The following is a 23,235-nucleotide window of genomic DNA, read 5'->3' as shown; positions in this document are numbered from 1 at the left end:
CAATCGGCTATATCCCGCCTGCGGAGGCTGAGGCAAACTTCCACCAGCAACAAGCAGGTCAGGCCATGGCGGCCTGACTTAAACGAAACGGCCTCCACAAAAGCCGGGGCGATTCAGAGCCAGTTTTCGCCTGAACGTAGTGCCAGCCGCCACTGGCCGCATCGCCCCCCCGTAACTGGCCCCTCCCCAGCCCCGGCAGCGTCCCTAGAATCAAGACTTCCCTCCGGCCCGAGACGACACTCATGACCGACCTGAACATCGAACCTGCAAGCCGTCTGGTCCCTGTCCGGGAGTTGTTCGGCATCGACTCCAGCATGCGCGTACCGGTGCTCCTCACGCCAAACGAACTGGTGCCGGAGAGCGATGCGGCCTATCGCTTCAACCCGGAAGTCACGCTGGCGATTCTCGCCGGTTTCACCCGCAATCGCCGGGTGATGCTGCAGGGCTTGCACGGCAGCGGCAAGTCGACCCATATCGAACAAGTCGCCGCGCGGCTCAACTGGCCTTGCACGCGCGTCAACCTGGACGGCCATATCAGCCGCCTGGACCTGATCGGCAAGGACGGCATCGTGCTGCGTGAAGGGAAACAGGTCACCGAATTCCAGGAAGGCATCTTGCCCTGGGCACTGCGCCGCCCCATGGCGCTGATCTTCGACGAGTACGACGCCGGTCGTCCGGACGTCATGTTCGTGATCCAGCGCATTCTCGAACGCGACGGCAAACTCAACCTGCTCGACCAGAACCAGGTGATCCATCCGCACCCATCGTTCCGCTTGTTCGCCACCGCCAATACCGTGGGCCTGGGCAATCTGAACGGGCTTTACAACGGCACCCAGGTGCTCAACCAGGCGCAACTGGATCGCTGGAACATCGTCGCCACCCTGAACTACCTGCCCCAGGCCGAAGAAGTCGCGATCGTCGCCGCGCGGGTGCCGCACCTGGTCGCCCGACACGGCGAACGGTTGCTGGAACAGATGGTGGCGGTGGCCGACCTGACCCGGCAAGGTTTCGCCGCAGGCGACCTGTCGACCCTGATGTCGCCGCGCTGTGTCATTTCCTGGGCGGAAAACATGGAGATCTTCAGCGACCCGGCGCTGGCCTTCCGCCTGACGTTCCTCAACAAATGCGACGAAGCCGAGCGACCAATCGTCGCCGAATATTACCAACGCTGTTTCGACCAGGAGCTGGCCGAATCGGCGTTCCCTTTGCTGGCACTGGCCTGATCCCTCACAGGAAGCCCCCATGACCCCACCGCCACGCCGCGAGAAACGCCAGCAACAACTCGAGGAACTCTGCGCGGCGACACTGCGCGCACTGTCCGGTGAACGGCGCGTACGCTACCGCGGTGGCCTGCTGGAAGTACGTGAACGGCACGTCCCGGTGCGCGCACCGCACCTGCACCCTGACCCCGAACGCGACGAGAGCCACGCCTGGCGCGGGGTGGCCGACAGCCTGGCACTGCGCTTGAAACACAGCGACCAGGCGCTGGTCCACCAGGTTCTCCCAGCCCAACCTATCGAACGCCTGGTGTTCGAACTGCTCGAGCAACTGCGCGTCGAGTCGTTGGTGGGCGACAGCCATCCAGGCGTCCAGCGCAACCTGATGCGGCGCTTCGAACAGTGGAGCCAGCAGTTTCTCGACGCCGGGCACACCGAAGGGCACATCGGCCTGCTGCTTTTCACCCTGGCGCAGATGAGCTGGATCCTGCTGTGTGGCGGCCGCGCCGGGGAGCAGATGGAGATGCTCATCGAAGCGCCACGCCTGAGCCTGCTCGGCCATTTTGGCGCGGCCTTCGGGCTGCTGCGCCGCTGTCGCCACGATCAGGCAGCGTTCACCGAGCATGCCTTGCTGATTGCCGCCAAGGTGCAGGAACTGATCGAGCACCTGGATGCCGAACCGTTCGATGACGACCAGGGCAACGTCGCTGAAGCCGACAAAAAAGCGCGTCTGGCCTTCGCCCTGCTGCTGGATGTGAATCAGGATAGCGAGGGCGATATCAGTGACGGCGGTGCTGCCCAAGGTAATCCACGAGGCGGCAACGACGCCTTCGCTTACCAGGTATTCAGCCGCGACTACGATTGCGAACACAACGCTGCCAGCCTGGTGCGGCCCGAAACGTTGCGTGACCTGCGCCAGCGCCTGGACCGTCACCTGGCGGGCCAGGGCCTGAACCTGCCGCGCCTGGCCAAGCGCCTGGGTGCCCTGTTGGCAGTGCCTCGCCGAGATGGCTGGGCCTTCGCCCAGCGCGACGGACAGATCGATGCCGGGCGCCTCAGCCGCCTGATCATCAGCCCCGAGCAACGCGAGATCTTTCGCCATGAGCGCGAACGCCCGCACAGTGATTGCCTGGTCAGCCTGCTGATCGACAACTCCGGCTCCATGCGCAACCACATCGAGCACATCGCCCTGCTGGCTGACGCCTTCAGCCGAGCCCTGGAACTGGCTGGTGCTCGCAGTGAAATACTCGGTTTCACGACCGGCCAATGGAATGGCGGGCGTCTTTTGAAGCGTTGGCGCGGCATGGGCCAACCCGCCAACCCAGGAAGGCTCAACGAACTTAGCCACCTGGTCTACAAGGATGCCGAAACGCCCTGGCGCCGCGCCCGCCCCAGCATCGCCGCGCTGCTCAAGGCCGACCTTTTCCGCGAAGGCATCGATGGCGAGGCGCTCCTCTGGGCCCGCCAGCGGCTGCTGCAGCGTGATGCACGCCGGCGCATCCTGATCGTCATCTGCGACGGTTGCCCGATGGACAGCGCCACCCAGCAGACCAACCAGCAGGACATCCTCGACCTACACCTCAAGCAAGTAACGCGACAGATCGAGCAGGAGGGCCGCATCGAGTTGTATGCCCTCGGCGTCGGCCTGGACCTGAGCGCCTATTACCGCCAGAGCCTGGAGCTGGATTTGTCGCGCAGCCTGGACAATGCCGTATTCGACGAGATCCTGCGTCTGCTCAACGGCCGATGACCGTCAGTCAAGCGACATTGACGCTGCATTACCCCCCATCGCCGGCAAGCCAGTTCTCATTCTTTGATTCAGCGGGGACCCTGTGGGAGCGGGCTTGCCCGCGAAGAATGCAACGCGGTGTATGGCACCGGCTTCGCCGGTGTTCGCGGCGGTTCGACGCCTCGACAAGCCCGCTTGCTCCCACAGGGTATAGCGGCGCTCGCTGGGGCTCGTTCTCTGCACACCAGTGCAGAGAGCTCGGCTGAAAAGCACTTGGGGCCTGTGCGGTCAATTCGCTCGTTCGAATTGACCGCACAGGCCCCCAGGACAGCGTACTAAGCGTGTGGCAACGGTTAGCTGCTCACCGGTATGACGGTGGGCAGGCCTTTGAGACGCCGCCAGATACTGCGCGTGATGAACGCCAACACCAGAATCGCCAGGCTGACGACCCCCAGCGCCAACGGCATGCGCTGCTCGGGAATGAAGGCCATGCCGGCGACGATACCGAGCATGCCAAGAATGGCGACATAGGTCAGGTAGGGATAGCACCACATCCGCACTTTGAGCTTCTCTGGCGCCTCGCGCTCCAGCTTCGCACGCAAACGCAGCTGGGACAGGGCGATCAGCACATAGACGAAGATCGCCACGGTGCCGTAGGAGTTGACCAGGAAGGCGAAGATGGTGTCCGGCGAGACGTACGACATGATCACCGACAGGTAGCCGAATATCGTGCCGAAGAAGATCGCACGGCGCGGCACGCCGCGTGCGGACAGCTTGGCCAGGCTGCGCGGAGCATCGCCGCGCTTGGTCAGCGCGAACAGCATGCGTGAAGACGCATAGATGCCCGAGTTGAGGCAGGACAGCACTGCCGTCAGCACGATGGCGTTCATCACGTGCGCGACCCAGTCGAAGCCCATGGCTGCCAGGGCGCTGGAGTACGGCGTGAGCATGGCAGGGGAGTTCCACGGGACGAGGGTGACCACCAGGAGGATCGAGCCGACATAGAAGAACAGAACGCGGGTGATCACCGAGTTGGTCGCCCGCGCGACAGAGCGCACCGGATCGGAGGATTCGGCAGCAGCCACGGTGACGATCTCCGCACCGAAATAGAACCCGGTCGCAGCCACCGCCCCCGTCAGCACCGGGCCGATGCCGTTGGGCATGAAGCCACCGTGGTCGAGCATCGAACTCAGCCCGTGCTGGGTTTCGGTCGGCCACATGCCCAGCAAGTACAGCCCGCCCAAAAGCAGGAACACCAGGATCGCGGCGACCTTGATCGAGGAAAACCAGAACTCGAACTCGCCAAAGGAAGCGACCGAGGCCAGGTTGGTGAAGGTCAGGATGATCATCAGCGTCAGGCTGATGGCCCAGGCCGGGACATCCGGCAACCAGAACTGAATGAGCGAAGCGCCGGCCACGGCCTCTACCGCGACGACGATCACCCAGAAATACCAATACATCCAGCCGGAGAGGAACCCTGCCAGCTGGCTCGTTTGTGGATGATCGGCCCATGCCATGCGCGCATATTCGTAGAACGACCCGACGGCGGGTATGGCGCAAGCCATTTCGCCGAGCATGCGCATGATCAAGATGACCAGTACACCTGTGACCAGAAAGGAAAGCAGGGCCGCAGGCCCCGCAGACTGGATGACCACACCGCTGCCGACGAACAGGCCGGCACCGATGACACCACCCAAGGCGATCATGGCCATGTGACGTTGCTTGAGTCCCGATTGCAGGCCGCCGTTGGATTGCTCCGGGCGGTTTTGTTGAGGTACGGACATGCTGCTCACCCCATTCGTTATTGTTTTAGGTTGAAAGGCAGTAGAGAAGCGGCCGGTATCGATCCTTAGATAGGGGGAACGAACCTGGCTGCCTACGCAGTGTCTTCCTGGGGTGCAGAACTTTTTAGGACCAATTCCGGCACGCGGCTGGAGCCACGTGGGGACGTCGATCGTGTTCCCGATCGCAGCAAATTGCCCAAGATCCAGTGCCCCTGGCTCCATGACTGATGCCGTGGCCTGTGGGAGATTACACAACCCGTCGGGCAGCGCTACGCAGAGAACATACGGTTGACGAAGGCCCCCTGCGACGAAATGCCAGCAACGGGCCATTGCCTCGACGATCCCGGCAGTGGGATGATTCGTAATTGCAACGAATTCTCATCAAGGCCTCGCCGTGTCTCCCAAGCTTCTCCTCGCCGAAGACGATTCCCACCTGCGCCAGGACCTGGAACGCCACTTCCACGACCGAGGCTTCGCCGTGCACGCCTGCGCAAGCGGCACCCAGGCCCTGGACGCCATGCGTCAGGGCGGGTTCGACCTGGTCCTCCTGGACATCATGCTGCCCGGCGTCGATGGCCTCAGCCTGCTGGACGACCTACGACAGCGCCAGGCGGTGCCGGTGATGCTGATGTCGGCCCTGGGCGCCGAGCAGGACCGTATCAGCGGTTTCACCCGCGGGGCCGACGACTACCTGCCCAAGCCCTTCAGCCTCGCCGAGCTGGACGCCCGGGTCGATGCCCTGCTGCGCCGCGTGGCCCTCGATCGGCGCCAGGCGCAACCTCGAGGTGAAGGCGAGCTGACCCTCGACCAGGGCGCCCAGGATGTCATGCACCAGGGCCGCAATGCCGGCCTCACCGGTTCCGAATACCGCCTGCTGGCGACCCTGCGTGCCCACCCTGGGGAAGCGCTGAGCAAGGCCTTCCTCTACCAGAGCGTCCTGCACCGCCCCTACACCCGCCTGGACCGTGGCCTGGACGTGCATGTCTGCAACCTGCGCCGCAAGCTCGCGGCAATCGGTGCGCAGCATTTGCAGATCCAGGCGGTGCGCGGCCAAGGCTACATCCTGGTCGAAACGGAAGCGTCCTGATGCGCCGTCACCCCCTGCTGTGGAAGCTGGCGCTGCTGCAGGTGTGCTTCTGCCTGCTGCTGACCTGGCTGATCTGGACCTGGGGCCTGTCGGTCGAGCGCCGTACCTACTTCCTCGACCAGGCCGACCGCCTCTACCTGGCACGCTATGCGCAGCAGGCCGAACAGGCATGGCGCAGCGGTGGCGCGGCCGGTGCGCAGGCCTTCCGCCAGCACCTGGCAAAGGCGGAGGACACCTGGGTGGCGCTGGTCGGCCCGCGCCTGGAGAGCCTCGGCACCTCACCGTTGAGCGCCGAGGAGGCGAGCCACCTGACCTTCATGCGCAAGCTCGACTGGCCCATGAGCAAACGCCTGCAGGACGAGCTGCCGTACGTCAGCATCGAGTTCCCCGAACATCCCGAGGACGGCCGCCTGGTCATCCAGTTGCCCGAGCGCCTGCTGCCCACCGGCCTGACACCATGGACCCACGTGGTCACCCATGGCGTAGCGCCAGCCCTGCTCGCCCTGCTGCTGGGCCTGCTGCTGTATCGCCACCTGGTGGTGCCGCTCAACCGCCTGCGCGACCGTGCCGACGCACTGCGCGCCGATGATCTCGACAGCCCCGGCCTGCCGCTGCTGGAGCGTCGCGACGAGCTGGGCGAGCTGGCCCAGGCCTTCGAGCACATGGCCGGGCGACTGCGCCGGAGCCTGGAGCAACAGCGCCTGTTGCTGCGCACCCTGTCCCATGAACTGCGCACGCCCCTGGCGCGGCTGCGCATCGCCCATGACAGCGGCCTGCCACCGGAGCAGTTGCACGAACGCCTGGGCCGCGAGGTGACGGACATGCAGCGGCTGCTGGAAGACACCCTCGACCTGGCCTGGATGGACACCGAGCATCCGCAGTTGCCCACCGCGCCGGTACTGGTGCTCTCGGTCTGGGAGGCATTGTGCGAGGACAGCTGCTTCGAAAGCGGCTGGGAACGCACCCGGCTGCCCTGTTCGCTAGGCACCGAATGCCGCGTGCAGGCGCACCTGGACAGCCTGGCCCAGGCCCTGGAGAACCTGCTGCGCAACGCCATCCGCCATTCGCCGCCGCAGGGGCGGGTCAGCCTCGATGGCTGGCGCGAGGGCGAGCACTGGCACCTGCGCCTGCGCGACGAGGGCCCTGGGGTGGCACACGGCGACCTGGAACGTATCTTCGAACCCTACCAGCGCCTTCCAGGCAGCGGCGCCGGCTTCGGCCTGGGCCTGGCCATCGCCCGTCGCGCCATCGAACTGCAGGGTGGCCGGCTGTGGGCGAGCAACGCCCACCCTGGCCTGTGCCTGCACCTGGTGCTACCGGCTGCCGAGGAATGTTTAGAAAGTTAATGCGCTTTACTCTCAATTACGAGTAATTATCATCCCTGATCTCCCGCATTCAGCCCGACGTTCCGGAGATCGCAGATGTCGCCCCGCTCACTTCCCCTCGCGCCCTTCCTGCTGTTGTCCAGCGGCCTGCTGGCCAGCGCCGTGCAAGCTGCCAGCCAGCCGCAACCGATCGAACTGGAAAGCCAGACCGTGGTGGCCACCGCCCTGGAGGAGACCAAGCAGGCCCCAGGCGTGTCCATCATCACCGCCGAGGACATCAAGAAGCGCCCGCCGGCCAACGACCTGTCGCAGATCATCCGCACCATGCCGGGGGTCAACCTGACCGGCAACTCCACCAGCGGTCAACGCGGCAACAACCGGCAGATCGATATCCGCGGCATGGGCCCGGAGAACACCCTGATCCTGGTCGATGGCAAGCCGGTCAGCAGCCGCAGCTCGGTCCGCTATGGCTGGCGCGGCGAACGCGACACCCGCGGCGACACCAACTGGGTGCCGGCCGACCAGGTCGAGCGCATCGAGGTGATCCGTGGCCCAGCAGCGGCGCGCTACGGCTCCGGCGCCATGGGAGGGGTGGTCAACATCATCACCAAGCAAGCCTCCAGCCAGACCCACGGCAACGTCACGCTCTACCAGAACTTCCCCCAGCACGGCGACGAAGGCGCCACCAAGCGCATGAGCTTCGGCCTCAGCGGCCCGCTCACCGACAATCTCAGCTATCGCCTGTACGGCAATGTCGCCAGGACCGACGCCGACGACTGGGACATCAACGCCGGCCATGAATCCGCACGTACCGGCAACCAGGCCGGCACCTTGCCCGCCGGTCGCGAGGGGGTGCGTAACAAGGACCTCAACGGCCAGCTGAGCTGGCGCCTGAACCCGGAACAGACCCTGGAGTTCGAAGCAGGCTTCAGCCGCCAGGGCAACATCTATACCGGCGATACCCAGAACACCAACTCCAACGCCAACGTGAAAAGCATGCTTGGCCACGAGACCAACCGCATGTACCGCCAGACCTACTCGGTCACCCATCGCGGCGACTGGGACTTCGGCAGCTCCATGGCCTACCTGCAATACGAGAAGACCCGCAACAGCCGGATCAACGAAGGCCTGGCCGGCGGCACCGAAGGCATCTTCAGCAGCACCGACTTCTACACCTCGACCCTGCGCGGCCTCACCGCCCACGGCGAGCTCAACCTGCCGTTGCAGGCCTGGCGCGACCAGACCCTGACCCTGGGCTCCGAATGGAGCCAGCAGAAGCTCGACGACCCCAGCGCCAACACCCAGAGCACCAGCGAAGGCGGCGCGGTCGGCGGCCTGGACAGTGCCGGCCGCGACACCAGTTCCCAGGCGCAGATCTTCTCGCTGTTCGCCGAGGACAACATCGAGCTGATGCCCGGCACCATGCTTACGCCGGCCCTGCGCTTCGACCATCACAGCATCGTCGGTGACAACTGGAGCCCCTCGCTGAACCTGTCCCACGCGCTGAGCGACACCTTCACCCTGAAGGCCGGCATCGCCCGCGCCTACAAGGCGCCGAACCTGTACCAGCTCAACCCCGACTACCTGCTCTACAGCCGCGGCCAGGGTTGCTATGGGCAGACCACCAGTTGCTACCTGCAAGGCAACGAAGACCTCAAGGCCGAGACCAGCGTCAACAAGGAACTGGGTATCGAGTACCAGGCCAACGGCTGGGTCGCCGGCCTGACCTACTTTCGCAACGACTACAAGAACAAGATCGACTCCGGCCTGAGCCCTGTCGGCAATGCCAGCGGCGGTAGCGGCGACTATGCCAACGCCGCCATCTACCAGTGGGAGAACATCCCCAAGGCGCTGGTGGAAGGCCTGGAAGGGACCTTGACCATTCCACTGAGCGAACAGCTGAAGTGGAGCAACAACCTCACCTACATGCTGCAGTCGAAGAACAAGGAAACCGGCGAGACGCTCTCGGTGACCCCGGCCTACACCCTCAACTCGATGCTCGACTGGCAAGCCACCGACGACCTCTCGCTGCAACTGAACGTCGCCTGGTACGGCAAGCAGAAGCCGAAGAAATACGATTATCATGGCGAGCGTGTCACAGGCTCGGCCAACGACCAGTTGGCGCCCTACGCCCTGGTCGGCGCCAGCGGCACCTACGCCATCACCCAGCACCTGAGCCTGACCGCCGGCATCGACAACCTGTTCGACAAGCGCCTGTACCGGGCGGGTAACGCCCAGGGTGTGAACGGTATCGCCGGTGCCGGCGCGGCCACCTACAACGAACCTGGCCGCACCCTCTACACCAGCCTGACCGCGTCCTTCTGAACCCACGACGAGATCGCCCGATGAGCAACATGACCCTGCCCCTGGCCTTGGCGCTGGCCCTCGCGGCCCTGTCGCCTGCTGCCGTGGCGCAGCCGGAGCGCGAGCAGAAGATGGACACCAGCGTGCTGCAGCGCCAGGACCTCGCCTATCGCTTCAGCCACCTCGACCTGGATTCGCTCGACGGCAAGCGGCACTACCGGTTGTGGATCGGCAAGCCCGACCGCCCGGCACCTGCGGGCGGGTATCCAGTGCTGTGGATGCTCGACGGCAATGCCGCGCTGGGTGCCCTGGGCGCCATGCAGTTGGACAGGCTCGCTGCCGGCCAGGCGCCGCTGCTGGTTGCGGTGGGCTACCAGACCGAGCAGCGCATCGAACGCGCCGGGCGCACCTATGACTACACCCCGGCGTTGCCAGGGCAGGCCGACCCGCGCGACCCGTTGACCGGTTTGCCCAGTGGTGGGGTGGATGCGTTCTTCGACCTGCTGGCCCAGCGCATGCGCCCGATGGTCGCCAGCGTCGCGCCCATCGACCTGGAGCGGCAGACGCTGTGGGGGCATTCCTATGGTGGGCTGGCGGTGCTGCATGCGCTGTTCACCCGTCCCGGTGAGTTCAGTGACTATGCGGCGGCCAGCCCTTCGCTGTGGTGGCATGACGGCGCCATCGTGCGCGAGGCCGAAGGGTTGCAACAGCGCCTGGGGAATGACCGCCCGCGCCTGCTGCTGATGCGTGGTGGCGACGAGCCATCCCGGCCGCGTGGCCCGAGCAAGGGCGACGTGGAGCGCCCGGCCCGCCAGCTGAGTGCCGATTTGGCCAAGGTGCCTGGGCTGCAAGTGCGCTTCGAACGCTTCGAAGGGTTAGGGCATGGGCCGATGCTGCCGGCGTCGTTGCAATGGGTGATCGAGTCCATGTCTCGCTAATCCTGGGGCTGCTTTGCAGCCCCACCTGCCCCTCAACCTTTGACGCACACCACCTGCCGTAGGGTATGCACCACCTCCACCAGTTCCCGCTGGGCGCGCATCACGGCATCGATGTCCTTGTAGGCCATGGGGATCTCATCGATCACATCCTTGTCCTTGCGGCACTCCACATGGGCCGTGGCACGACGCTGGTCCTCGACGGAGAAGCGGCTCTTGGCCTTGGTCCGGCTCATCACCCGCCCCGCGCCATGGCTGCACGAACAGAACGACTGCTCGTTACCCAACCCGCGCACGATGAAACTCCTGGCGCCCATCGACCCCGGGATGATGCCCAACTGCCCTTTCTGCGCCGACACCGCGCCCTTGCGCGTCACCAGCACCTCGCGGCCAAAGTGCCGTTCGCGCTGCACATAGTTGTGGTGGCAGTTGACTGCCTCCAGGCTGGCCTGGAAAGGTCTGCCCAGCACCTTGCGGCTGGCCGCGACCACCGCCTGCATCATCAGCTCGCGGTTATGCCGGGCGAAATCCTGTGCCCACTCCACGGCCTCGACGTAATCGGCGAAGTGCCGGCTGCCCTCCTCGAAATAGGCCAGGTCCTTGTCCGGCAGGCTGCCCAGGTGCTGGCGCATGTCGGCCTGGGCCAGCTCGATGAACAGGTTGCCGATGGCATTGCCCACGCCTCGCGAGCCGCTGTGCAGCATGAACCACACGCGGTCGGCCTCATCCAGGCAGACCTCGATGAAATGGTTGCCGCCGCCCAGGGTACCCAGGTGGTGGCGGTTGTTGGTCTTCTCCAGGCGTGGATACTTGTCGACGATCCCCTTGAAGCGCCCTGCCAGCTGGCTCCACACCTGGTCGGCCTGCTTCGGCACGTTCTCCCAGGCGCCCTGGTCGTGGCGGCCGAAGGTCTTGCCGTGGGGCACGGCCTGCTCGATGGCTGTGCGCAGGCCATGCAGGTTGTCCGGCAGGTCGCGGGCATGCAGCGAGGTGCGCGCGGCGATCATGCCGCAGCCGATGTCCACACCCACCGCGGCCGGGATGATCGCGCCCACGGTGGGGATCACGCTGCCGATGGTCGAGCCCTTGCCCAGGTGCACGTCCGGCATCACCGCCAGGTGCTTGTAGATGAACGGCATCCTGGCCGTGTTCATCAGTTGCCGGCGGGCGTCGTCTTCCACCGGCACGCCATCGGTCCACAACTTGACCGGCTTGCCGCCGGCGACTTCGAGAATGTCCATGGGGTCGTTTCCACAAGAGCCTGCCAGTGTCCTGTACGGGACACTCACCATGATACCGCCGAAGGTCGTAGGCCGCCGGGTTGCCAGTGGGGTGGTAGCGTGGGGTATGCTTGCCCGGTCTTCAGGGCGGGGTGAAAGTCCCCACCGGCGGTAAATCGAAAGATGAGCCCGCGAGCGCCCCGGCCATGCCGGGGGTCAGCAGACCTGGTGAGATTCCAGGGCCGACGGTCATAGTCCGGATGAAAGAAGGCGTCAGGCGGGGTGCATCCGTTGCCCCTGCGCGCGCGTTTTGTTCGCCCCGAGACGTTCATCGATCATTCACGAGGAGCGTTTCATGTCCACCATGCCTCACCCGCAATTCCCCAACGTCACCGCCGCCATCGCCGCCTTCCAGGCCGGCCGCCCCGTGCTGCTGCTCGACGATGACGACCGCGAGGACGAAGCCGACATCATCGCCGCCGCCGAGAACCTCTCGCTGCAGACCATGGCCATGATGATCCGCGACTGCAGCGGCATCGTCTGCCTGTGCCTGGACGAAGCCACCGTCGATGCCTTGCAACTGGCGCCCATGGTGCAGAACAACCAGGCCCGCCATGGTACCGGCTTCACCGTCAGCATCGAGGCGGCCGAAGGGGTCAGCACCGGCGTTTCAGCCCAGGACCGCATCACCACCATCGAAGCGGCCCTGCGCTCGACCGCAGAGCAACGTCATATCGTCAGCCCCGGGCATGTGTTCCCGCTGCGCGCCCGCAACGGCGGCGTGCTGACACGCCGTGGCCACACCGAAGGCTCGGTGGACCTGGCACGCCTGGCCGGCCTGCGCCCGGCAGCGGTGCTCTGCGAGCTGATGAACCCCGATGGCAGCATGGCCCGCGGCGAACAGGTGACGGTGTATGCCCGCCAGTACAACCTGCCGGTACTGACCATCGAGGAACTGGCCCGCTACCGCGAGGCGATGCTGGCGCCCGAGGCGATGCCTGCCTGATCCTGTAGGCCGGCCTGCACAGGTTCTCTGCTGCTCGATTAGTTACGTTTTGTTCCACCAAGAGGCCCATTTGCCAGCGAATGGGCCCGAATACGACGAACGATACCCTGCGCCAATTTGCTCCCCCTGCCCCGCTCTGCTAGTGTCGCGCCGTTCAAAATGCCACCGAGAATGTCGCCATGGCCCGCAAAAAAGCCTCCATCGATTTCGAGCAATCCCTCGCCGACCTGCAAGCCCTGGTCGAGCGCCTGGAGAACGGCGAGCTGTCGCTGGAAGAGTCGCTGGCCGCCTTCGAGCAAGGCATCGCCCTGACCCGTGACTGCCAGGGCGCCCTGGCCCAGGCCGAGCAGAAGGTGCAGATCCTGCTCGAACGCGACGGCGAACTGGCCGCCCAGCCCTTCGACGCGGAGCCGGAAGCATGATCGCCGCCTACCAGGCCAGTTGCCAGGCCCGTGTCGACGCTGCCCTGGCCCCCCTGTTCGAGGCGCCTTCGCCCGAGCTGCAGCGGCTCTACGCGGCCATGCGCTACAGCGTGATGAACGGCGGCAAACGCGTGCGCCCCCTGTTGGCCTACGCCGCCTGCGAAGCCTTCGGCGCCCCGGCCGAACAGGCCAATGGCGCAGCCTGCGCCGTCGAGCTGATCCATGCCTACTCGCTGGTCCATGACGACCTGCCGGCGATGGACGACGACGACCTGCGTCGCGGCCAGCCGACCACCCACAAGGCCTTCGACGAAGCCTGCGCCATCCTCGCCGGCGACGGCCTGCAGAGCCTGGCATTCGATGCCCTGCTCGATCCGCGCCTGAGCCCGCAGCCCGATGCCATCCGCCTGGCCATGGTCCAGGCCCTGGCCAAGGCCGCCGGCCCCGCCGGCATGGTCGGCGGCCAGGCCATCGACCTCGGTTCGGTGGGGCTGAAACTCGACCAGCAGGCCCTGGAATACATGCACCGGCACAAGACCGGCGCCTTGATCGAGGCCAGCGTATGCCTCGGCGCCCTGGCCAGCGGCCGGGCCAGCCAGGCGCAGCTCGACGCCCTGCAGGCCTATGCCCGGGCCATCGGCCTGGCCTTCCAGGTGCAGGACGACATTCTCGACGTGGAAAGCGATACCGCCACGCTGGGCAAGCGCCAGGGCGCCGATATCGCCCGCGACAAACCCACCTACCCGGCCCTGCTCGGCCTCGAGGCGGCCAAGGCCTATGCGATAGAGCTGCGCGACCAGGCCCTGGGGGCCCTGGAGGGTTTCGGTGAAAATGCCGAGCCCCTGCGTGCGCTGGCCCGCTATATCGTCGAGCGCCGCCATTAAGCCCTGAGCCTGTGTACGGGGCCGCTTCGCGCCCCAGAACGACAAGGGACCACCTGACCAAGCGGCATTGGAGCAGTCCCACGCCCCCAAGGTCCGTACACCCCGTGGTTGAATGGGCAGCTTTTCCCACAATGGGGTAAACTGCCGCGTCTTCACACCTATAACGACTCGCCTGATGCCCACGACGTTTCAAGAGATCCCCCGCGAACGCCCGGTCACGCCGTTGCTGGACCGCGCCGACACGCCCGCCGGCCTGCGCCGGCTGGCCGAAGCCGACCTGGAGACCCTGGCCGACGAGCTGCGCCAGGAGCTGCTCTACACCGTTGGGCAGACCGGTGGGCATTTCGGTGCAGGCCTCGGCGTCATCGAACTGACGATCGCCCTGCACTACGTCTTCGACACACCCGAAGACCGTCTGGTATGGGACGTCGGCCACCAGGCCTACCCGCACAAGATCCTCACCGGTCGCCGCCAGCGCATGCTCAGCCTGCGCCAGAAGGACGGCATCGCCGCCTTCCCGCGGCGTAGCGAGAGCGAGTACGACACCTTCGGCGTCGGGCACTCCAGCACCTCGATCAGCGCCGCCCTGGGCATGGCCATCGCCGCCCGCCTGCAGAACGACCCGCGCAAGTCGATCGCGGTGATCGGCGACGGCGCCCTGACCGCCGGCATGGCCTTCGAGGCGCTGAACCACGCCCAGGAAGTCGATGCCGACATGCTGGTGATCCTCAACGACAACGACATGTCGATCTCGCGCAACGTCGGCGGGCTGTCCAACTACCTGGCCAAGATCCTCTCCAGCCGTACCTACGCGAGCATGCGCGAGGGCAGCAAGAAGGTCCTGTCGCGCCTGCCCGGCGCCTGGGAAATCGCCCGTCGCACCGAGGAATACGCCAAGGGCATGCTGGTACCCGGCACCCTGTTCGAGGAACTGGGCTGGAACTATATCGGCCCGATCGACGGCCACGACCTGCCGACGCTGATCGCCACCCTGCGCAACATGCGCGACCTCAAGGGGCCGCAGTTCCTGCATGTGGTGACCAAGAAGGGCAAGGGCTTCGCCCCCGCCGAAGTGGACCCGATCGGCTACCACGCCATCACCAAGCTCGAGCCCGCCGACAAACCGGCCGCGCCGAAGAAAACCAGCGGCCCGAAGTATTCCGCCGTGTTCGGCCAATGGCTGTGCGACATGGCCGCCGCCGACAACCGCTTGGTGGGCATCACCCCGGCGATGAAGGAAGGCTCGGACCTGGTGGCCTTCAGCGAACGCTACCCGCAACGCTACTTCGACGTGGCCATCGCCGAACAGCACGCGGTCACGCTCGCCGCGGGCATGGCCTGCGAAGGCGCCAAGCCGGTGGTGGCGATCTACTCGACCTTCCTCCAGCGCGCCTACGACCAGTTGATCCACGACGTGGCGGTGCAGAACCTCGACGTGCTGTTCGCCATCGACCGGGCCGGCCTGGTCGGCGAGGACGGCCCGACCCATGCCGGCAGCTTCGATCTTTCGTACCTGCGCTGCATCCCCGGCATGCTGGTGATGACCCCTAGCGACGAGAACGAGCTGCGCAAGATGCTCAGCACCGGCCACCTGTACAACGGCCCCGCTGCTGTGCGCTACCCACGCGGCACCGGCCCCAACGCGCCGATCAGCGGCGACCTGGAGCCGCTGGAAATCGGCAAGGGCGTGGTGCGCCGCCAAGGCGGCAAGGTCGCCCTGCTGGTATTCGGCGTGCAACTGGCCGATGCCATGAAAGTGGCCGAAGGCATCGACGCCACCGTGGTCGACATGCGCTTCGTCAAACCACTGGACGAGGCCCTGGTGCTCGAGCTGGCCGCCAGCCATGAGTTGCTGGTGACCATCGAGGAAAACGCCATCATGGGTGGCGCCGGTGCCGCGGTGGGCGAGTTCCTGGCCCGCGAGGCAGTGCTCAAGCCGCTGCTGCACCTGGGGCTGCCGGATATCTATGTGGAACACGCCAAGCCGGCGCAGATGCTGGCCGAATGCGGGCTGGATGCCGCGGGTATCGAAGCGTCGGTACGCGCCCGGATGGACAAGCTCGGCCTGTAAGTAAATCCAAGGGGCTGCCTTGCAGCCCTTCGCGGGCAAGCCCGCTTCCACAGGTACAGCGCAACGCTGAAATCGACACGCTCTCTGTGGGAGCGGGCTTGCCCGCGAATGCGATGGAACTGCCAATGAAGATCCCAGCCCTCACCACCGCCCTGCTCTGCCTCCCCAGCACCCTGCTGGCCGCCGAACCCGACCGCGACGACGCCCTCAAGCTGCCCGACGTGCTGATCAGCGCCAGCCGCCAGGTGGAGTCGCGCAGCGCCACCAGCGCTGCCAACACGGTGTTCACCCGTACCGACATCGACCGCCTGCAACCGTCCAGCGTCACCGACCTGCTGACCCGCGTCCCTGGCGTGCAGGTCGCGCCCACAGGCGGGCGTGGCAGCCTGCCAGGCATCTTCATCCGGGGCACCAAGTCGGCCCAGAGCCTGGTGCTGGTCGATGGCGTGCGCATCGCCAATGCCACCTCCGGCGACAGCGGCCTGCAGTTTCTCGACATCGACCAGATCGAACGGGTCGAAGTGCTGCGCGGCTCGCGCTCGGCGGTCTATGGCAGCGATGCCATTGGTGGGGTCATCCAGATCTTCACCCGTCGTGGCAATGCTGCCGGCCTGCAGCCACGCCTGCGCCTGGCGGCGGGCAGCCACCAGACCTTCCAGCGCAGCCTGGGGCTGTCCGGTGGCGATGGCCAGACCCGCTTCAACCTCGGCGCCAGCCTGGACGAAACCGCCGGCATCGACTCGACCGGCCCCTCCTTCGCCAGCGATGGTGACCATGACGCCTATCGCAACAAGTCGTTCAACCTGAGCCTGAGCCACAGCTTCGGCGAGCGCTTCGAGGCGGGGCTGAACCTGCTCGACAGCCGTGGCCGCAGCGAATACGACAACCCGTTCGGACGCTTCGACCCGACCACCTTCGAAAGCTTTGGGCAGGCGCCCTACACCGACTTCACCGTCAGCAGCCTGGGCACCTACCTCGACGCCCGGCTCACCGACGCCTGGACGTCGCGCCTGGAGCTGAGTCATGGCGAAAACCGCGACAAGAAGCGCGACAAGCTCAGCGACGAAGGCAGCGTATTCAATACCTACCGCGACCAGGCGACCTGGCAGAACGACCTGACGCTGAACGAACAACACCACCTGCTGGTGGGCGCCGACTGGTACCAGGACCGCGTGCATGGCAGCACCGACTTCGCCGAGGACAGCCGCTGGAATCGCGCAGCCTTCCTCCAGCACCGCTTCAGCGGCGAACACTTCTCCACCGAGTTGGGCGTGCGCCGCGACCAGAACCAGCAGTTCGGCGGCCAGACCACCTGGAGCGGCAGCCTCAGCGTGCCGTTGAACGCCAACAACGATGTGTTGTTGTCGTACAGCGAAGGCTTCCGCGCACCAACCTTCAACGACCTGTACTACCCGATGTTCAGCAACCCGAACCTGGACCCAGAGCGCTCCAGGAGCTACGAGTTGCAATGGCGCAGCCGCATCGGCGCCAGCACCCGCCTGGAGACCTCGCTGTACCGCACCGACCTGCGTGACGCCATCATCTTCGGCGAAGGCTCGATCCCACGTAACGTGGCCTCGGCGCGCATCAACGGCCTGGAGATGGCCCTGAGCCAGGAGTGGGCCGGCTGGCAGTCCCGCCTGGGCCTGGCCCTGGTCGACCCGCGCGACCGCGACACCGGCCATACCCTCGCCCGTCGGGCCCGACGCACCCTGAGCCTGGACCTGGACCGCCAGTTCGAGCGGTTCGGCGTGGGGGCCAGTTGGCAGGCCGTCAGCAGCAGCTACGACGACGAAGCCAATCGCAACGCGCTCGGCGGCTACGGTCTGCTTGGCCTGCGCGGCAGCTGGAAGGCGAGCGAAGAACTGAAGCTTGAGATGAAGCTCGACAACCTGCTGGACAAAACCTACAGCCGCGCCCTGTACAGCTACGACAACGCCAGCTACGGCTACCGCGAGGAAGGCCTTACCTGGTTGCTGAGCGTCACCTGGACGCCGGCGCTCTAGCCGCCAGCAGCGCGCACAGGCGTGCCGTGGCTTCGATCATCTGGCCGCTGGGCCGCTCCAGGCCCTTGTCCGGCACCACCAGCAGATGACCGTCGGCCACGGCACGCAACCGCGGCCAGGCCTTCCAACTGCCCAACTGCGCCGGGTCGCCGGCCAGGATCACCTGCGGGTCGCGCAGCAACACCGACTCCACGCTGACCTGCGGCGCCGGCTGGCGCAGGTCCTCGAATACATTGCGCGCACCGCACACGCGCAGGGCATCGCTGACGATCTGCTGGCCGCCGAGGGTGTAAAGCGGCCTGTCCCAGACCTGGTAGAAGACCTGCAATGGCTGTTCGCGGTGGTAGCGCTCACGCAGCTCCCGCAGGCGTTCGCGCAGGGAGGCCGCGTAAGCCTGGCCTTGCGCCTTGCGCCCCAGGCGCACGGCGATGGCCTCGATCTGCTCGACGAGCTGGTCGAGGTCGTGGGGTTGGCCGACGAACGTAGCGATGCCCAGGCGCTTGAGCTGGTCGCGCTGGGCCGGCGCCACACTGTCGGGCCACAGCAACAGCAGGTCGGGTTCGAGGCTGAGCAAACGCTCCATGTCGAGTTGGCCGTGGCGCCCCACCGAAGGCAAGCCAGCCAGCGCTGCCGGCCGCTCGCCGCCGTCGAGCACGCCTACCAGCAGGTCGTCGGCCTGCAGTTCGGTAACGATCTCGGTCATCGAAGGCGCCAGGCTGACCACCCGTGGGCCACTGTCGGCCAACGCAGCGAAGGACAGCAGCGACAACAGGCAGCAAAGGATGCGCATCAGCCCAACTGACGGGGAATACGGTAGAGGTAGAGCAACACCACGCTGGAGATCGCCAGGAGGACCTGCGGTACCGCCTCCAGGCCGACCAGCACCGAAAACGCCGCCACCCAGGCGGGGAAACAGGCGAACAGCATGGCCAGGCGTCGAGCCTGGGCCAGGGCGATCCAGGCCTGCGGCTCTTCGGCCGAGCCCAGGGCCTTGGAGGTGTCGATCAAGGCGCGCTTGTAGGCACCGAAGCGCGGCAGGCTGAGGAACATGCTCGCCGCACCGGCGATGAACAACGGCATGGCCAGCACGGGGATCAGCGCATCGCCCCCACCGAAGGCCCAGGCCATCACCGGCAGGGGCAATAGCCCCACCGCCAGGTATTGCCACCAGGCCAGGGCCAGGCGCCGCTTCACCTCGCCACGGGTCACGCCTGGGGCACCTCGCCCTGATGCTCGTTGCCCATCATGTGGCCGAGCTTGCCGGCCTTGGTAGCCAGGTAGTGGCGGTTGTGCGGGTTGTGCCCAGTGTGCAGCGGCACGCGCTCGGCGACATTGATGCCCATGCCGGTCAGTGCCTTGACCTTGCGCGGGTTGTTGGTCATCAGCCGCAGCGACTTCACGCCCAGGTGCTCGAGCATCGGCAGGCACATGGCGTAGTCGCGCTGGTCGGCGGCGAAGCCCAGGCGCTCGTTGGCCTCTACGGTATCGGCACCGCCGTCCTGCAGCTCATAGGCGCGGATCTTGTTCAGCAGGCCGATACCCCGGCCTTCCTGGCGCAAATACAGCAGCACGCCACGGCCTTCACGGGCGATGGCCTGCAACGCGGCCTCCAGCTGCGAGCCGCAGTCGCAACGCTGGCTGAACAGTGCATCGCCGGTCAGGCATTCGGAATGCAGGCGCCCCAGCACCGGCTCGCCGTCGCCGATGTCACCCAGGCTGAGCACGACATGCTCACGGCCAGTGGCTTCGTCGAGAAAGCCATGCATGGTGAAGATCGCGAAGGGAGTCGGGAGTTTCGAGGCGGCGACAAAGACGACGGGCACGTTGTGCTCCTGATAAGTAGGAAATTTCATGTGGGCCGATTGTATCAGCAGGCCAGCGCCCATGCGCAGGCTGAATATCGCGGCTTAAGATCGAAAAGTTCGATGCATGGAATGCGTGGGCTGTTCACTGAGGGCCAATGGAGCCGCTAGGCGTGTACGCATGACTCAGTGCGGCTGGCTGTCCGCCGTGAACGGATACGGCTGCTTCCAATGCTCGAAGATCGGCTCCAGCTCACCGCTGCGCACCAACTGCGCCATGCGCCGGTCGAACAGCTCGCGCAGGGCCTTGGCCTGTTCGCTGCGGGCAAAGGCCAGGTACAGCGGCAACTCGGCCACATGGGTACGGCGCCAACGCTCAGGCTGGGCAGCCTGGTCGAGCACATAGTCGACCTCGGTCAGGGCATCGATGTAGAAGTCCACACGGTCATGCTCGAGCATCGGCAGGATGCCTTCACGCCGCTGGATCTCGCGAAAATGCTTAACGTTGGGCAGGTAGTGCTGGAACTCGTAGCCGCGCACCCAGGCCAGCCGGTACTGGCCGATGGTCTCGAGCGTCGGCTCGGGCTTGCCGACCAGGCCCAGGGCATAGATATGGTCCATGTCGAAGTGCCAGCGCGGGTAGAGGTTGTCGGCGTTCTCCTCCTTGTAGGAGCCCACCCAGGCATCGGCCTCGCCGCGCCTGACCAACCCCACCGCCCGGCTGTAGGGCGCGCTCTGGGTCACGACCTGCACCCCGGCTGGTTCGAACACCTTGCGCAGCACGTCCCAGGCCAGCCCTGTACCATCGGCGTTGGTGTAGTCGAGCCATTCCTCGCTGACCAGGTGGATCTGCGGCGGCACGCCCTCGCCCTCGGCCGCCTGCAGCCCAGGGGCAAGCAACAGCAACATCGCCAGCAGCACAGTCCTTATGGCCATCGACCCGCTCCCTTCGTCAGGCAACCACCCACACCAGAATCTGCATACCCAGCCAGGCGAAGACGCCAGCCAGGATATCGTCGAGCATGATCCCGACGCCCCCATGCACGTGCCGGTCGACCCAGCGGATCGGCCACGGCTTGAGGATGTCGAAGAAACGGAACATCAGGAACCCCGCCAGCAGCCATTGCCAGCCTTCCGGCACCAGCCACAGGGTGATCCACATGCCGACCATCTCGTCCCAGACAATGCCTTCATGGTCGTGCACGCGCAAGTCGTTGGCGACCTTGCCGCACAGCCAGAAGCCGAACAGCATGGTGATCCCCAGCAACAGCCAGTAGCCCCAGTCCGGCAACATCTGCCACAGCGGGATGAACGGCAGCGCCACCAGCGAGCCCCAGGTCCCGGGGGCCTTGGGCAGGGTGCCGGAGCCGAAGCCGAAGGCGATGAAGTGCCAGGGGTTGCGCCAGACCGAAGGCGGAACGAACTCCGCGGGCACCTGGTTGGGGTGGTCGGTCACGGTGTCTCCCTAAAATGTTGATAGCCCCGTTGTGTCGGGGTGATGTCCCGGCCCTGCCGGTCACGCAGGGTGACGCCCTGGCCCGCGAGCACGCGGCCGATGACGTGGACGCCACTGCGCTCCTGCAGGGATGAAAGTTGTGCTTCAGGCAGCGTGAACGCCAGCACGTAGTCGTCGCCACCGGTGAGTGCCGCCTGCAGGGCGGCGTCACGCCCGAGGAAGGCCTCCAGGGCCGGCGAGAAGGGCACCTGCTCGACGCTCAGCTCCAGGGCGACGCCGGATGCCTTGGCGATATGCCCGGCATCGGCCAGCAGCCCATCGGAGATATCCAGCGCCGCGCTGGCCCGGCCGCGCAGCAGTTGGCCCAGGGCGAGCTGGGGCATGGGCGACCAATAGTGGGCGAGCAGCGGCTCGGCGATGTCGGCCGGCGCCTGGCGCTCGCCCAACACCAGCGGCAAGGCCCCCGCCGCGCTCCCCAGGCACCCGCCGACGCACAGCAGGTCTCCCGGCCGGGCGCCGCTGCGGCGCAGGGCCTGCCCTGCCGGCGTCTTGCCGAACACGGTCACGGTGATGCTCAAGGGGCCACGGGTGGTATCGCCGCCGATCAGGCTGACACCACAACGCTGGGCCATGCGGTCGAGGCCGTCGGCGTAGCGCCTGAGCCAGTCGGCCCCGACCTCGGGCAAGGTCAGGGCGAGGGTGAAGCCGATAGGGTCGGCCCCCATGGCGGCCAGGTCGCTGACCGCCACGGCCAGGGCGCGCTGGCCGAGCAACAGCGGGTCGCAGGCGGCGGGGAAATGCACGCCCTCGACCAGGGTATCGGTGGACACCGCCAACTGTTCGCCAGCGGGCAGCTCCAGCAGGGCGCAGTCGTCACCGATACCGAGCACCACGCCTTCGCCACCCCGCGCACAGGACGCGGCGGCGAAGTAATGGCGGATCAGCTCGAACTCACCCATGGTCCGTCGGTGCCGCGATCAGCGCCTGGCTGCCTTGACTTCCGCTTCGCGCAGCATCGGCGCGAGCTTGTCCAGCACACCGTTGACGAACTTGTGGCCATCGGTGGCACCGAAGACCTTGGCCAGCTCGACACCTTCGTTGATCACCACGCGATACGGTACGTCGACGCGCTTGATGAACTCCCAGGTGGACAGGCGCAGCACCGCCAGCTCGACCGGGTCGAGCTCGTCCAGTGCCAGGTCCAGGCAGGGCGCCAGGGCCTTGTCGATCTCGCCCTTGATCGCCGGGACCCCATGCAGGATCTCGCGGAAATAGGCGCCATCGACATCGGAGAAATCGTTGTCGACCCGGAACTGAGCCTCGATCTCGTTCAGCGAATGCTGGGCCATGTGCCACTGGTACAGCGCCTGGGTCGCGAGCTTGCGGGCTTCGCGGCGCTTGGCGCTCTTCGAGGGCTTGCCGGCATCCGCCGCGCGTGGCTCGCGCGGGTTGAAACGATCGCTTTCGTCGCTAATCACTTGGCCTCCAACTGCGCCAGCAGGCTGACCATTTCCAGGGCGGACAGGGCCGCTTCGGCGCCTTTGTTGCCAGCCTTGGTGCCGGAGCGCTCGATGGCCTGCTCGATGGAGTCGACGGTCAGGACGCCGAAGGCCACCGGAACACCGAACTCCATGGACACCTGGGCCAGGCCCTTGGTGCACTCGCCCGCCACGTATTCGAAGTGCGGGGTACCGCCACGGATCACCGCGCCCAGGGCGACGATCGCGGAGTACTCGCCTTGTTGGGCGACTTTCTGTGCAACCAGCGGGATCTCGAAGGCGCCAGGGGCACGGATGATGGTGATGTCGCTTTCGCTGACGCCATGGCGTACCAGGGCATCAACGGCACCGCTCACCAGGCTTTCGACGACGAAGCTGTTGAAGCGGCCAACCACCAAAGCATAGCGACCTTTGGGGGCGATGAAGGTACCTTCGATGGTCTTCAGGGTCATTCCGGTGTTCTCATCTTGAAGAGCGAGGCCGCGCAT

The 23,235-nt window shown here is 66.0% G+C and carries 21 protein-coding genes and 1 riboswitch; of the genes, 11 read left to right on the top strand and 10 right to left on the bottom strand.

Annotated features, from left to right (window positions below):
- Positions 1-242: 242 nt before the first annotated feature.
- Both NJF35_RS19030 and NJF35_RS19025 read left to right on the top strand, forming a co-directional pair.
- The gene (locus tag NJF35_RS19030; RefSeq protein WP_225788758.1) at positions 243-1,223 is read left to right on the top strand and encodes an AAA family ATPase; all 981 of its coding nucleotides are present in this window, start codon (positions 243-245) and stop codon (positions 1,221-1,223) included.
- 19 nt (positions 1,224-1,242) lie between these two features.
- Positions 1,243-2,967, top strand: a complete 1,725-nt coding sequence (locus NJF35_RS19025) for a cobaltochelatase CobT-related protein (protein ID WP_225788759.1) — start codon at positions 1,243-1,245, stop codon at positions 2,965-2,967.
- Between the two features lie 332 nt (positions 2,968-3,299).
- On the opposite strand, the gene NJF35_RS19020 is transcribed toward NJF35_RS19025, so the two are convergent.
- A complete protein-coding gene (locus NJF35_RS19020; protein ID WP_225788760.1) occupies positions 3,300-4,730 on the bottom strand; it encodes an amino acid permease in 1,431 nt (476 codons plus the stop codon).
- Positions 4,731-5,124: 394 nt separating this feature from the next.
- Here NJF35_RS19020 and NJF35_RS19015 point away from each other — a divergent pair, with 394 nt between their 5' ends.
- The 4 genes from NJF35_RS19015 (at position 5,125) to NJF35_RS19000 (ending at position 10,384) form a co-directional block, all read left to right on the top strand.
- Positions 5,125-5,817: a response regulator transcription factor gene (locus NJF35_RS19015; RefSeq protein WP_317235059.1), complete on the top strand. Its 693-nt coding sequence runs from the start codon at positions 5,125-5,127 to the stop codon at positions 5,815-5,817.
- Positions 5,817-7,163 (top strand): sensor histidine kinase, encoded by a 1,347-nt coding sequence (locus tag NJF35_RS19010; RefSeq protein ID WP_225788761.1) that lies wholly within the window; start codon positions 5,817-5,819, stop codon positions 7,161-7,163. The genes NJF35_RS19015 and NJF35_RS19010 overlap by 1 nt, the downstream gene beginning before the upstream one ends.
- 75 nt (positions 7,164-7,238) lie before the next feature.
- On the top strand, positions 7,239-9,467 hold the full coding sequence (locus NJF35_RS19005) for a TonB-dependent siderophore receptor (protein WP_253091381.1): 2,229 nt from the start codon (positions 7,239-7,241) through the stop codon (positions 9,465-9,467).
- A gap of 20 nt (positions 9,468-9,487) precedes the next feature.
- Positions 9,488-10,384, top strand: coding sequence for an alpha/beta hydrolase (locus tag NJF35_RS19000; RefSeq protein WP_253091380.1), 897 nt, complete (start codon positions 9,488-9,490; stop codon positions 10,382-10,384).
- A gap of 32 nt (positions 10,385-10,416) precedes the next feature.
- Here NJF35_RS19000 and NJF35_RS18995 read toward each other — a convergent pair whose 3' ends face one another.
- Positions 10,417-11,622 (bottom strand): RtcB family protein, encoded by a 1,206-nt coding sequence (locus tag NJF35_RS18995; RefSeq protein ID WP_253091379.1) that lies wholly within the window; start codon positions 11,620-11,622, stop codon positions 10,417-10,419.
- A gap of 113 nt (positions 11,623-11,735) precedes the next feature.
- Positions 11,736-11,877: riboswitch (FMN riboswitch) on the top strand.
- 79 nt (positions 11,878-11,956) lie between these two features.
- On the opposite strand from NJF35_RS18995, the gene ribB reads away from it, so the two are divergent.
- The 5 genes from ribB to NJF35_RS18970 all read left to right on the top strand — a co-directional run bounded on the left by ribB (position 11,957) and on the right by NJF35_RS18970 (position 17,990).
- Entirely contained in the window at positions 11,957-12,607 is a 651-nt protein-coding gene (ribB, locus tag NJF35_RS18990; protein WP_225788765.1) for a 3,4-dihydroxy-2-butanone-4-phosphate synthase, read from the top strand.
- A 179-nt stretch (positions 12,608-12,786) separates the two neighbouring features.
- On the top strand, positions 12,787-13,029 hold the full coding sequence (locus NJF35_RS18985; RefSeq protein ID WP_011531978.1) for an exodeoxyribonuclease VII small subunit: 243 nt from the start codon (positions 12,787-12,789) through the stop codon (positions 13,027-13,029).
- Positions 13,026-13,913: a (2E,6E)-farnesyl diphosphate synthase gene (gene ispA, locus NJF35_RS18980; RefSeq protein WP_253079900.1), complete on the top strand. Its 888-nt coding sequence runs from the start codon at positions 13,026-13,028 to the stop codon at positions 13,911-13,913. The genes NJF35_RS18985 and ispA overlap by 4 nt, the downstream gene beginning before the upstream one ends.
- Before the next feature lie 175 nt (positions 13,914-14,088).
- Positions 14,089-15,984, top strand: coding sequence for a 1-deoxy-D-xylulose-5-phosphate synthase (gene dxs, locus NJF35_RS18975; protein ID WP_225788767.1), 1,896 nt, complete (start codon positions 14,089-14,091; stop codon positions 15,982-15,984).
- Positions 15,985-16,097: 113 nt separating this feature from the next.
- Positions 16,098-17,990: a TonB-dependent receptor domain-containing protein gene (locus NJF35_RS18970; RefSeq protein ID WP_410896928.1), complete on the top strand. Its 1,893-nt coding sequence runs from the start codon at positions 16,098-16,100 to the stop codon at positions 17,988-17,990.
- Here the strand turns inward: NJF35_RS18970 and NJF35_RS18965 are convergent.
- The 8 genes from NJF35_RS18965 to ribE form a co-directional block, all read right to left on the bottom strand.
- Positions 17,968-18,780 carry a cobalamin-binding protein gene (locus NJF35_RS18965; protein ID WP_225788769.1) on the bottom strand — a complete coding sequence of 271 codons (813 nt, stop codon included), beginning with the start codon at positions 18,778-18,780 and terminating at the stop codon, positions 17,968-17,970. The two genes, NJF35_RS18970 and NJF35_RS18965, sit on opposite strands and share 23 nt — an antisense overlap.
- Positions 18,780-19,199, bottom strand: a complete 420-nt coding sequence (locus NJF35_RS18960) for an MFS transporter (protein ID WP_225788770.1) — start codon at positions 19,197-19,199, stop codon at positions 18,780-18,782. The genes NJF35_RS18965 and NJF35_RS18960 overlap by 1 nt, the downstream gene beginning before the upstream one ends.
- The gene (gene ribA / locus NJF35_RS18955) at positions 19,196-19,813 is read right to left on the bottom strand and encodes a GTP cyclohydrolase II (RefSeq protein WP_225788771.1); all 618 of its coding nucleotides are present in this window, start codon (positions 19,811-19,813) and stop codon (positions 19,196-19,198) included. Before ribA ends, NJF35_RS18960 begins: the two co-directional genes overlap by 4 nt.
- Positions 19,814-19,978: 165 nt before the next feature.
- Positions 19,979-20,728 carry a substrate-binding periplasmic protein gene (locus NJF35_RS18950; protein WP_225788772.1) on the bottom strand — a complete coding sequence of 250 codons (750 nt, stop codon included), beginning with the start codon at positions 20,726-20,728 and terminating at the stop codon, positions 19,979-19,981.
- A gap of 16 nt (positions 20,729-20,744) precedes the next feature.
- Positions 20,745-21,248, bottom strand: a complete 504-nt coding sequence (locus NJF35_RS18945; RefSeq protein WP_225788773.1) for a phosphatidylglycerophosphatase A — start codon at positions 21,246-21,248, stop codon at positions 20,745-20,747.
- Positions 21,245-22,207: a thiamine-phosphate kinase gene (gene thiL / locus NJF35_RS18940; protein WP_225788774.1), complete on the bottom strand. Its 963-nt coding sequence runs from the start codon at positions 22,205-22,207 to the stop codon at positions 21,245-21,247. The genes NJF35_RS18945 and thiL overlap by 4 nt, the downstream gene beginning before the upstream one ends.
- An 18-nt stretch (positions 22,208-22,225) precedes the next feature.
- Entirely contained in the window at positions 22,226-22,726 is a 501-nt protein-coding gene (gene nusB / locus NJF35_RS18935; RefSeq protein WP_253091377.1) for a transcription antitermination factor NusB, read from the bottom strand.
- Entirely contained in the window at positions 22,723-23,199 is a 477-nt protein-coding gene (gene ribE / locus NJF35_RS18930; protein ID WP_225788776.1) for a 6,7-dimethyl-8-ribityllumazine synthase, read from the bottom strand. Before ribE ends, nusB begins: the two co-directional genes overlap by 4 nt.
- Between the last annotated feature and the right edge of the window lie 36 nt (positions 23,200-23,235).

Source organism: Pseudomonas guariconensis, from assembly GCF_024127895.1.
Taxonomy (GTDB): domain Bacteria; phylum Pseudomonadota; class Gammaproteobacteria; order Pseudomonadales; family Pseudomonadaceae; genus Aquipseudomonas; species Aquipseudomonas guariconensis_B.
Note: the sequence above shows the minus strand (reverse complement) of the source record. Positions and strands in the feature narration are given on the sequence as shown.

Coding starts and splice junctions, on each gene's coding strand:
- NJF35_RS18985 (WP_011531978.1), top strand. CDS start 12,787: ATGGCCCGCAAAAAAGCCTCCATCGATTTCGAGCAATCCCTCGCCGAC.
- NJF35_RS19005 (WP_253091381.1), top strand. CDS start 7,239: ATGTCGCCCCGCTCACTTCCCCTCGCGCCCTTCCTGCTGTTGTCCAGC.
- ribE (WP_225788776.1), bottom strand. CDS start 23,199: ATGACCCTGAAGACCATCGAAGGTACCTTCATCGCCCCCAAAGGTCGC.
- thiL (WP_225788774.1), bottom strand. CDS start 22,207: ATGGGTGAGTTCGAGCTGATCCGCCATTACTTCGCCGCCGCGTCCTGT.
- NJF35_RS18970 (WP_410896928.1), top strand. CDS start 16,098: ATGGAACTGCCAATGAAGATCCCAGCCCTCACCACCGCCCTGCTCTGC.
- NJF35_RS19010 (WP_225788761.1), top strand. CDS start 5,817: ATGCGCCGTCACCCCCTGCTGTGGAAGCTGGCGCTGCTGCAGGTGTGC.
- ribB (WP_225788765.1), top strand. CDS start 11,957: ATGTCCACCATGCCTCACCCGCAATTCCCCAACGTCACCGCCGCCATC.
- NJF35_RS19025 (WP_225788759.1), top strand. CDS start 1,243: ATGACCCCACCGCCACGCCGCGAGAAACGCCAGCAACAACTCGAGGAA.
- NJF35_RS19020 (WP_225788760.1), bottom strand. CDS start 4,730: ATGTCCGTACCTCAACAAAACCGCCCGGAGCAATCCAACGGCGGCCTG.
- NJF35_RS18950 (WP_225788772.1), bottom strand. CDS start 20,728: ATGGCCATAAGGACTGTGCTGCTGGCGATGTTGCTGTTGCTTGCCCCT.
- NJF35_RS19030 (WP_225788758.1), top strand. CDS start 243: ATGACCGACCTGAACATCGAACCTGCAAGCCGTCTGGTCCCTGTCCGG.
- NJF35_RS18965 (WP_225788769.1), bottom strand. CDS start 18,780: ATGCGCATCCTTTGCTGCCTGTTGTCGCTGCTGTCCTTCGCTGCGTTG.
- dxs (WP_225788767.1), top strand. CDS start 14,089: ATGCCCACGACGTTTCAAGAGATCCCCCGCGAACGCCCGGTCACGCCG.
- NJF35_RS19000 (WP_253091380.1), top strand. CDS start 9,488: ATGAGCAACATGACCCTGCCCCTGGCCTTGGCGCTGGCCCTCGCGGCC.
- NJF35_RS18995 (WP_253091379.1), bottom strand. CDS start 11,622: ATGGACATTCTCGAAGTCGCCGGCGGCAAGCCGGTCAAGTTGTGGACC.
- ispA (WP_253079900.1), top strand. CDS start 13,026: ATGATCGCCGCCTACCAGGCCAGTTGCCAGGCCCGTGTCGACGCTGCC.